Origin of the sequence: Streptomyces ossamyceticus (assembly GCF_001418475.1) — a bacterium.
GTDB classification, from domain to species: domain Bacteria; phylum Actinomycetota; class Actinomycetes; order Streptomycetales; family Streptomycetaceae; genus Streptomyces; species Streptomyces ossamyceticus.
Map to the genome: position 1 here is coordinate 1 of NZ_LIQX01000177.1, position 10,008 is coordinate 10,008.

General features: G+C 73.7%; 6 protein-coding genes and 1 pseudogene. 5 read left to right on the plus strand and 2 right to left on the minus strand.

All coding sequences use genetic code 11. The annotated features are described in order from the left end of the window. Positions 1-194: 194 nt before the first annotated feature. Together AOK15_RS14580 and AOK15_RS14585 are read right to left on the minus strand one after the other, a co-directional pair. Positions 195-1,436, minus strand: coding sequence for a PucR-like N-terminal domain-containing protein (locus AOK15_RS14580; protein WP_055516683.1), 1,242 nt, complete (start codon positions 1,434-1,436; stop codon positions 195-197). A gap of 3 nt (positions 1,437-1,439) precedes the next feature. Then, positions 1,440-1,658 carry a hypothetical protein gene (locus AOK15_RS14585; RefSeq protein ID WP_055516686.1) on the minus strand — a complete coding sequence of 73 codons (219 nt, stop codon included), beginning with the start codon at positions 1,656-1,658 and terminating at the stop codon, positions 1,440-1,442. A 292-nt stretch (positions 1,659-1,950) separates the two neighbouring features. Here AOK15_RS14585 and pgfA point away from each other — a divergent pair, with 292 nt between their 5' ends. From pgfA to AOK15_RS14610, 5 genes and pseudogenes are all read left to right on the plus strand, one after another. Further along, complete coding sequence (gene pgfA, locus AOK15_RS14590; protein ID WP_055516688.1) at positions 1,951-2,928, plus strand: cell envelope lipid trafficking protein PgfA; 978 nt, start codon at positions 1,951-1,953, stop codon at positions 2,926-2,928. 249 nt (positions 2,929-3,177) lie between these two features. Beyond that, positions 3,178-4,329 carry a glycosyltransferase family 4 protein gene (locus AOK15_RS14595; protein ID WP_055516691.1) on the plus strand — a complete coding sequence of 384 codons (1,152 nt, stop codon included), beginning with the start codon at positions 3,178-3,180 and terminating at the stop codon, positions 4,327-4,329. 65 nt (positions 4,330-4,394) lie between these two features. Then, the gene (locus tag AOK15_RS14600; RefSeq protein WP_055516694.1) at positions 4,395-5,072 is read left to right on the plus strand and encodes a class I SAM-dependent methyltransferase; all 678 of its coding nucleotides are present in this window, start codon (positions 4,395-4,397) and stop codon (positions 5,070-5,072) included. Then, entirely contained in the window at positions 5,069-9,592 is a 4,524-nt protein-coding gene (locus AOK15_RS14605; protein ID WP_079058491.1) for an alpha-(1->3)-arabinofuranosyltransferase domain-containing protein, read from the plus strand. Before AOK15_RS14600 ends, AOK15_RS14605 begins: the two co-directional genes overlap by 4 nt. Further along, positions 9,589-10,008, plus strand: a pseudogene (locus AOK15_RS14610) (condensation protein); the annotation flags it as partial. The gene AOK15_RS14605 and the pseudogene AOK15_RS14610, both read left to right, overlap by 4 nt.

Here is a 10,008-nt window from a genome sequence, read left to right on the forward strand (position 1 = left end):
TCCACCTGGAGGTGGTCCCCAGCCCGAGCGGCGTGACGCACCATCTGTTCTGGCGAAGGTGACCCGAGCGCCCACCGGAGTTACGGCCGCGGTGGCGAGAAGGCGTCCGCCCCACCGGACGCCCTTCTCGCCGCGGACGCGGGCGCGTTCCCCGCGCTGGGCGGCGAGGCTGCGCTTCCGCCGCCGCGCGCCCGTCAGCGTCGGCCGCGCGGGTCGCCCAGCTCCCCCCGGAGCCGCTGTGCCCTGAGGACCAGTTCCAGCTCGAAGCGGCGGTCGGGGTCGTCGATCTCATCGCCCCACAGTTCCCGGATCTGGCGCAGGCGGTAGCGGACGGTCTGGGGGTGGACGCCGAGACGGGTGGCGACCTCGGGGGCGCCGCCCCTGGTCTCCAGCCAGGCCAGCAGGGTCTCGGCGAGGCGGCGCCCGTGGGTGGGGCCGCAGTGCGCGAGGGGCGCCAGGCAGCGTAGGGCCAGGTCGTCGATGAGTTCCTCCGGCTGGAGGAGGACCAGGGCCTCGGTGTGCTCGGTGCAGTGCAGCACCTCCCCCGCGGGCAGCAGCCGGCGTTCCATCAGGCTCACCGCGGCCTCCGCCCAGCGCAGCGACTTCGCCGCCTCCGCCAGCGGCACCGGCGGTCCGATCGCGCCGGACCACCCGGCGAGGGCCCGGTGGAGGAGTTCGGGGCGCCCGGCGGCGTCCGGTTCGGGCACGACCATGCGGGGCTGCTCGTACTCCATGTCGAGCAGGACGCCCTGGCCGACGGCCGGGGCCATGGCCTCGCGGGCGGGCCGCAGGAGGACACCGACGGCGACCTTCTCGGGCAGGGTCCAGCCGATCCGGGCGGCGCGTTCGGTGAGCGCGTCCGCCGGGTCGCCCCGGTGGTGCTCGACGAGGAGCAGCTCCATGAGGCGCCGCTGGAGCCGGAGCCGTTCGCCGGCCTGCCGGGCCGCCGCCTCCGCGTAGCCGCGCACCGACTGGTCCACCAGCCCGTCCAGGTACTCGTATCCGGCGTCGACGAGCTCGTACATCGCGGGCGGCGGGATCTCCACACGCTGGCCGATCTCGGCGAAGCGGCGCCAGGCGAGGCGTACGCCGAGGCGGTAGATCGCCTGGAGGGAGTCCAGGCTGCGGCCGTGCAGACCCTCGCCCCGGCCGAACTCCTGGAACACACCGGGAGGCACCCGCGGGCGGCCCTCCGCGGTCTGGAGGTGCTGGACGAAGACCTCGATGGCGCGGCGGATACCGATGAGGGCCATCGGCTCGCCGGAGTCGTCGAGGACGACCGGCAGATGGGGGTACTCACGGCGGATCTCGCCCAGGATCTCCTCGGCGAGGGCGGGTGCCTCGGCCATGGCGATCGCGGCGAACTCCCGTACCTGGTCACGCGGTACGTCGTGCCAGGCGGAGCGGACTGAGACGGTTCCCGGGCGCCCGGTCACCCCTCAGCGCTCCCGACCGGCGTTCTCGTACGTGATGAGCGGGGTGTTCGGCTGGTCCGGGGTCGCCTCCAGCAGCGCGACGACACCGATCGCGGCCGCCACGGCGAGCGCGGCGGCGGCCACCATGGTGAGCGCGGCGGCGAGGGCACGCCGCGGAAGTCCCGTCGCCCGCGCGGAGGGCGGGTCCGGTGGCGTCTGGTGCGTGGTCTCGGCGTGCGACATCGCAGGGTCAGCCTCTCGGTCGAAAGGTCGGCCCCACCCAGGGCACCCCGCACCCCGGGACCTCCTGACGGTCCCGGTACTCGTCCACCTCGCCGGGGCGTGTCGACGGCCCCTCAGCCGGTCGTCCGTCGCGGGCGCCGGCTCCGGCCCAGTGTCAGCAATGCATTGACACTGCGTCAAGACTCCGCCTACGGTTCCCGGCCCATACGTCACGCGCACCTTCCCCCCTTGGCGTCGCCCCTTGCGAGACGCCTACCCGAGTCGCACCTTCCAACGCCCCTGGAGTGCCCGGATGCGCCGTACAGCCTCACCCCTGTCCCTGGTCCTGCTGGGCCTCGGCACCTTCCTGCTGGTCCTCGCACCCCTGCTGGCCTGGTACGTGGAGCCACGGGCCGCGGTGAACCCGATCGACATCGACACGACCGCCGTCTACACCGGCACGGGCAGCGTCTTCGACGTGGAGCAGGTGCGGACCGTACCGGACCAGAAGATCACCGTGACCCAGCGGGTGCGCGGCGATGTGGCCGAAAGCGAACGCAGCGGAGCGGCCGTGTGGGACGTGATCACCAGCGTCGACACGGAGAAGTCGCTGCCCGCCGCCGACCCGCACGACGCGCTGGACTTCACCCCGCACCGCTGGGTCAGCGACCGGAGGACCAACCGGCCGGTGCACTGCTGCAAGGAGAAGCCGTACATCGAGGGCGAGGCGTACCTGAAGTTCCCCTTCGACGTGCGGGAACGCTCCTACCGCTGGTGGGACAACACGCTCGGCGCGACGGTCACACTCCACTACGAGGGCCGCAAGAAGATCCGCGGCTATGAGGGGATGCGCTTCACGGCGACCGTTCCAGCGACGAGGACGGGCACGCGGCTGGTGCCCGGCGCCCTCGTCGGCGAGCCCGGCCGGCCGCAGGTGCAGGCCGAGGAGTGGTACGCCAACCACGGCCTCGAACTCGTCGTCGACCAGGCCACGGGACGCGTGCTCTACGCGCAGACGGGGCCGCGCCGGACCCTGCGGGCGCCCGGCGGCACCGAGGACGCCGCGGTGCTGCTCGACAGCCGGAAGCTGGCGTTCACCGCCGGGACGCAGAAGTTCGCGGTCGAGCAGGCGGAGCGGGACAGCGGACTGCTGCGACTGGTGGGGCGGACGTTGCCGATCGGTACCACTGTGGTGGGGTTCGTCCTCGCCGTGACGGGTGCCGTTTTGGTGGTGCGCGGCAGGCGGCGTCCCGAAACGTCCGAGTCGCCCCAGGATCCGATCACGATATGACAGAGCGTCAGTTCAACAAACCCCGGAAATTGTCACGTCGGTGAGTAGCAGCTTCGAAACTCTCGGCGAAAACTATCCACCCCACCTGAGCACAGCCCACCCATACCTCGCTCCCGACCTCGCTCCCGCGCACCACGACCTGCCCGCCGCGACCGGACCGTCCCCCCACACGCCCCACCGGAACAACCCTCACAGCGAACCTCCTTCTCCCCCGCTGAGTTCCGCACCCCGAGACGAGTTGGAGCACCCATGCCCCAGCACGTGCCGTTCTCGCTGGTCGACGCGTTTCCGCGCGGCGTCCGGCACGCCCCGGCGGGCGCCCCACCGCCACGCCGGATCGTTTTCCTCGCCCGCCGTGACCTCGGTAATCCGGCGGCGGGGGGCTCCGAGCTCCTCGTCCACCGGCTCGCCGAGGGCCTGACGAGACTCGGCCACCAGGTCACCCTGCTCTGCGGGGGCCCGGCGGCCCTGCGCGACTACCGGGTCGTGTCGGCGGGCGGCGACCTGAGCCACCACTTCCGGGCCAGAAGCACCCTCGCCCGTCAGGTCGGCGACTGTGACCTGCTCGTCGAGGTGTGCAACGGCATGCCGTACCTGACACCGCTGTGGCACCGCGGCCCGACGCTGTGCCTCGTCAACCATGTGCACACCGATCTGTGGCAGATGCGGTTCGGCGGGGCGCTGGCGCCCGCGGCCCGGCTCGGCAGAAGCCTCGAACACTGGGCGCTGACGGGCGCGCAGCGCGGCAACCTCGTGGTCGCCGTCTCCTCGTCCACGGCGACGGCGCTCCGCGCGATCGGTGTGGACGGCGAACGGATCCGGGTCGTCCACAACGGCGTCGAGGAGCCGGGACCGCGTGCCGAACGGTCACCCGAGCCGCTGTTCGTCGCCGTCGGGCGGCTGGTCGAGTACAAGCGGATCGATCTGCTGCTGCGGCTGTGGGAACGGGTCAGGCCCGTCACCGGCGGCCGGCTGGTCATCGTCGGCGACGGGCCCGAGCGGCAGCGGCTGGAGGCGCTGGCCGGGCCCGGCGTCGAGTTCGCCGGGCATGTCTCCGAGGCCGAGAAGCACCGGCTGCTGTGCGCGGCCTGGCTGCTGCTGCATCCGTCCGCCGTGGAGGGGTGGGGGCTCGTCGTCACCGAGGCCGCGGTGCGGCAGACCCCGTCGGTCGCCTTCGACGTGCCGGGGCTGCGGGACTCCGTCGTGGACGGGGAGACCGGGGTGCTGGCCCGGGGGGAGTCGTCGTTCGCCGCGGCCTGGTGCGCGCTCGCGCTGTCGGCCGACCGGCGGGAGCTGATGGGGAGGGCGGCGCGGGAACGGGCGGCGCACTTCCGGTGGGGCCATACGGTGCGGCAGTTCCGGGCGGTCGCCGCGGAGGCGGTGCGGGGTGGGGGCTCTTGAACGCGCGACCGGGTGCCCTGAAGGATCCGTCCCTGCGGCGGTCCCTCGCCCTCTTCCGGGCCTTCATGAGGGAGCAGGACGACCCCGCGTCCTGCTACGCGCTGCTCGCACGGGACGCCGTCGACCAGGTCGCGGCGTACGGCGGGGCCCTGGAGGGCCGCACGGTCGTCGATGTCGGCGGGGGCAGCGGCTACTTCACGGAGGAGTTCCGGCGCCGCGGGGCGCACGCGTACCTCTTCGAGCCGGACCTCGCCGAGCTGGGGGCGAAACCGCCCGACGGGGCCGTGGTCGCGGACGGGTATCTGCTGCCGCTGGCCGACGGGGTCGCGGACGTCACCTTCTCGTCCAACGTGCTGGAGCACGTGGCGGATCCGCCGACGTTCCTCAGTGAGCTGGTGCGGGTGACCCGGCCCGACGGGCTGATCTATGTGTCGTTCACCAACTGGCTCTCCCCGTGGGGCGGCCACGAGTGGGCGCCCTGGCACTACCTGGGGGCGGAGCGGGCGCGGGCCCGCTATCGGCGCCGCACCGGGAAGGACGCCAAGCACACGCTCGGCGAGAACCTGTTCGCCGTGCACATCGGACGCACTCTGCGGCAGGTGCGCGCGCGGGACGACGTGACGGTCGTGTCGGCGCGCTCCCGCTACTGGCCGTTTCTCGCGGAGACCGTCGTGAAGGCGCCGGGCCTCCGCGAGTTCGCCACCTGGAACCTCCTTCTCATCCTCCGGCGGTGTGCACCATGACGAGCACGGTCCAGGCTCCACCTCCCGCGCCGGTGCGGCCGGCGGGCACGACGGGGCGGCCCCCCGAGGGACGTCGGTCGCGCCGCTGGCTCCTGGGGTTCTGGGCCGTGGTGTTCGTGCTGCTGGTCGTCGCGCGGCCCGGACGGCAGACCTTCGACACCAAGCTCGGGGTGACCACCGACCCCTGGCAGTTCGTGTCCGACCTCGGGCAGTTGTGGCACGACCGGGGCGGGTTCGGCGGCATCCAGGACCAGTACGTCGGCTATCTGTGGCCGATGCTGCCCTACTACGGGGTCAGCGACCTCGTCGGGCTGCCCGTGTGGCTCGCGGAGCGGCTGTGGATGTCGCTGATCGTGTCGGTGGCCTTCTGGGGCGCGCTGCGACTGGCCGAGCGGCTGAGGATCGGGAGCCCGGCATCGAGGCTGGTGGCGGCCGCCGCGTACGCGCTGTGGCCGGTGTTCACCACCGTCGTCGGGTCGACGTCGGCGGCCGCGCTGCCGGGGGCGTTCCTGCCGTGGGTGCTGCTGCCGCTGACGAACGAGCGTTACAGCGCGCGGGTGGCCGCGCTGCGGTCGGCGCTGTTCGTCCCGTTCATGGGCGGGGTCAACGCCGCCTCGACCCTCGCCTCGCTGCTGCCCGTGGGCCTGTACCTGCTCAGCCGGCCGCCGGGACCACGCCGGCGGAGACTGATCGTCTGGTGGGTGCCGGGGGTGATCCTGGCGACCCTGTGGTGGGTGGTCCCGCTGCTGCTCCTCGGCTTCTACGGGGAGAACTTCCTGCCCTACGTGGAGACGTCGCAGACCACGACGGCCACCATGTCCGCCACCGAGGCGCTCCGGGGCGCCGGGAACTGGGTGGGCTATCTGCACTTCGGTGAGGCATGGCTGCCGGCCGGCTGGTCCGTGGCCGCGTCGGCGCTGGTGATCCTGTCGTCGGCGCTCGCGGCGGGCCTGGGCCTGGCCGGGCTGGCCCGGCGCGACATGCCCGAGCGGCGATGGCTGGTGCTGACGGTGCTGACGGTCGCGCTGGTCACGCTCGCCGGGTACGCGGGATCGTTCGGGGCGCCCTTCCACGGGGTGGTCCAGGACCTGCTGAACGGGGCCCTCGTGCCCTTCCGGAACATCTACAAGTTCCAGACCGGGCTTGCGCTCGCCCTGGTCCTCGGGCTGGCGCACCTGGTGGGCGTGGCCGCGCGGGAACGCGGGGCCCGGCGGGTGCGGGGGCGCGGGTTCGCGCCGCTGGTCGTGGCCGTGGTGGTACTGCCGGGGCTGCTGTGGCCGTACCTCAACGGGTCGGTGCTGCAACCCGGTTCGTTCCAGGAACTCCCCAAGTACTGGCGGACCACGGCCGACTGGCTGGAGAAGTACTCGCCGGACTCACGGGCCCTGGTCGTGCCCGCCACCGCGCACGGCATCCACACCTGGGGCTCCACCATCGACCAGCCGCTGGACGTGCTCGCCGAGTCCCGCTGGGCGCAGCGCGACTACGTCCCCTTCGGCACGCCCGGCAACCGGCGCGCGATGGACGCCGTCGAGCAGGCGCTGCTCACGGGCGCCGAAGTGCCGGGTCTGGCCGACTACTTGAGCCGGGCCGGCCTGTACTACGTCGTCGTCCGCAACGACCTGGACCCCGACCAGATCGGATCCGTGCCCACCACCACCGTGAAGCGGACCCTGGAGCAGTCCGGGTACGAGCGGGTGAAGGGGCTCGGGCCGGTGATGACCGGCGGGGTGATCGCCGAGAACACCCCGTTGCAGGTGGAGGGGTTGTACACGCGGCAGCGGGCCGTGGAGATCTACCGGCCGGCCGAGGACGTGCCGCGTCCCGGGCAGGCCGGGCTGAAGGGGATCGCGGACACCGCCGTGGTGTCCGGCGGCCCGGAGTCGCTGCTGCCGCTGGCCGCCGACCCGTCGATGCGGGACCGCGCGACCGTGCTGAACGGTGACAACCACCCCGGTCTCGGCACCCCGGCCGTGCAGGTGGTCGGCGACGGGCTGCGGCGCGCGGACACCCGCTTCGGCCTGGTCAACGCCAACACGTCGTACACGTACACGGCGGACGAGCGGAACCCGAGCGGGAGTGTGCAGGACGCGGGCGGGAAACCGCGGCAGATCCTCCCCCTGAAAGGGCTCGGCCATCAGACGGTGGCGGAGCTGCGCGGCGCGAGGTCCGTCACCGCGTCGACGGCCGGCAACTGGCTGTTCCACCTCCCCCAGTTCGACCCGGTGAACGCCTTCGACGGCGACCCGGCGACGGCCTGGGCGGAGGGTGCGCCGGGTTCGGCGAACGGGCAGTGGCTGCGGATCGACTTCGAGGACGCGCAGGACATCCCGTCCACGTTCGAGGTCACCCCGCTGCCGCAGGACGGGGTGCGGTCGGCGCCCACCCGGATCAAGGTGGAGACCGAGCGGGGCTCGCGGTCCACGAACCTCCAGGCCGACGGCTCCACCCAGACGGTCGACGCCCGCCCCGGCGAGACGAACTGGCTGAAGGTCACGATCCTGGACTCGGCTGAGCGGCACACCGGGCTGGTCGGCGCGGGCTTCGCCGAGATCGAGATCCCCGGCGTCCAGGTGACCCGGACCCTGCGGCTGCCGACGGACGCCCAGGGCCCCGACAACACGGGCGCCCCCGCCGAGGTGGTCTCGCTGCGCCGCGCCGCCGACCCCACCGGCCTCTCCCCGACGGGCACCGAACCGGGCCTGCACCGTGTCTTCGGCACGACCACGGCGGGCACGTACGAGGTGAAGGCGAGCGCTGTGCCCGTGCCGGGCAAGGAGCTGGACAAGCTGCTGTACGAGGTCGCCCCGGAGCAGGAGAACCGGATCACGGTGACCGCCGACTCCACCGCCTCCCTCGGCGCCGGGCTGTCGCCGCGCAATCTGACCGACGGTGACCTGACCTCCGCGTGGATCGCGGGCGACGACCCGACGCTCCATCTGCGCTGGAACGGCAAGCAGCCCATCGGCTCGCTGGTGCTGGCCCCGGCGGGCGGTCTGTCCACCCGGGCGACCAAGGTCGCGATCAGCTCCCCGGACGGGGCGGCCATCGCCGCCGTCGACGAGAACGGCTGGGTCCGCTTCGACCCGATCACCACCGACCGCCTCGACATCACCGTCACCGAGACGGCCCGGCTCACCGTCCACAACCCCGTCGCCGGTGACGACCTGCGCCTCCCGGTCGGCCTGGTCGAGGCGTACATCCCGGCGCTCGCCCCCTACCGCACCCAGCAGCCCGCCCCGACCCTCGACGTCGACCTCCCGTGCGGCGAGGGCCCGGTCGTCGAGGTCGACGGCAAGCGGTACGAGACGAGCGCGAAGGGGACCGTACGGGACCTCACCGAGCGCCGCCCGTTGGACCTGACGCTCTGCCAGAACGACCGCCCCGACGCCGCGTTGGAGCTGGGCGCCGACGAGCGCCACACCGTCGACTCCGACGACTCGGGCGCCCTGGCCGTCACCGAGGTCACGCTCACCCGCGGCACGGTCACCGCACCCGCCGCCACCGGACGCGACCTGCGGATACGGGACTGGCTGGGCGACCGCCGCGAGGTGACCGTCGGCGACGGCGCCGCCTCGTACCTCACCACGTACGAGAACTACAACGACGGTTGGAAGGCCACCCTGAAGGGCCGCGAGCTGACCCCGGTACGGCTCGACGGCTGGCAGCAGGGCTGGCGGATCCCCGGCGGGTCGGGCGGCGCGGTCAAGCTGTCCTACGAGCCGTCCGTGACGTACGAGGCCGGGCTGATCGGCGCCGGGGTGGGCCTCGCGGCCCTCGTCGGGCTGGCGCTGTGGCGGCGCCGGGAGCCCAACCCGGACGCGCCGCAGCCGACGCCGCCGGCGCCCGGCCTGTGGCTCGGCACGGTCGCCCTCACCCTCGTCGGCATCGTGATCGCCGGCTTCCTCGCGCTCCTCGTCCCGCTGCTGGCGCTCCTCGCCCGGACGCGGCACGCCCTGCTGGTGCCGATCGCGTTCCTCGCGCTCGCCGGGGCGGGCGTCGCTGCGGCGGCCGGAGCGGGCGAGCCGGTGGCGGCGGACCAGGGCGCGTTCGGGCCGGTGGCCCAACTCCTCGCCCTGCTGGGGCTGTTCGCGGCGCTGGTGAGCGTGGGGCCGGGCGCCGAGCCGTCCCCGGACCGGCCCGGCTCCACACAGGAGTTCCAGGTACCGCCGGGTGCGGAGGAGCCGACGGAGCCGTTGCCGCGGCGGAACCGGACCACCGGCCCCGCCGCGAGCCAGACGATCTCCGCGCGCGGCCCCGGCGCCCCGTACCGGGAAGCGGACACGCCGACCCGCCGCATCCCCCTCATCAAGCCGAAGCGCGGCGCCGCCGCACCGGAGGACGGCGGGGGCGACACGGCCCCTGCGGGCGGGGGCCCCGGCGGCGCGGGGGGTCCGAGCGCCGCGGAGGGTGCGAGCGCCGCAGGTCGTGCGGGTGCCGCAGATCGTGCGGATGCCGCAGGTCGTGCGGGTGCCGTGGACGACAACGACGGCGTCACCGGGAGGGGCGAGCGGACATGACCACACTGGACCATCCGGCCCGCGACGGCGCCGCCCGAGGCCCCGTCCGCGTCCCGTTCCCGGTCGTCGACGAGGTGTCCCGTCACTGCCTCCAGGAGGAGGAACCCGAGACCGTCCACATCGAGGTCCACCTGCCGGGCCACCTCGACCCCGACCGCCTCCGGGAGGCGTTCACCGAGGCCCTCCACCGGCACCCCCGCATCCTGATGCGCCAGGCCCCGGCGCACTGGTACAGCCGCCGCTACGAGTGGGAGCTGACGCAGGAGCCGGAGGTGGAGGTGGTGCGCTTCCCGCCCCCGGGCCCGCACGCCCTGCGGGACGCCCGCACCAGGTCCCTCACCCAGGCCCCGCCGCTGACCCTCTCCCCGCCGATCCGCCTGGAGGTGGTCGCGGACGCGGGCCCGGCGGTGGGCAGC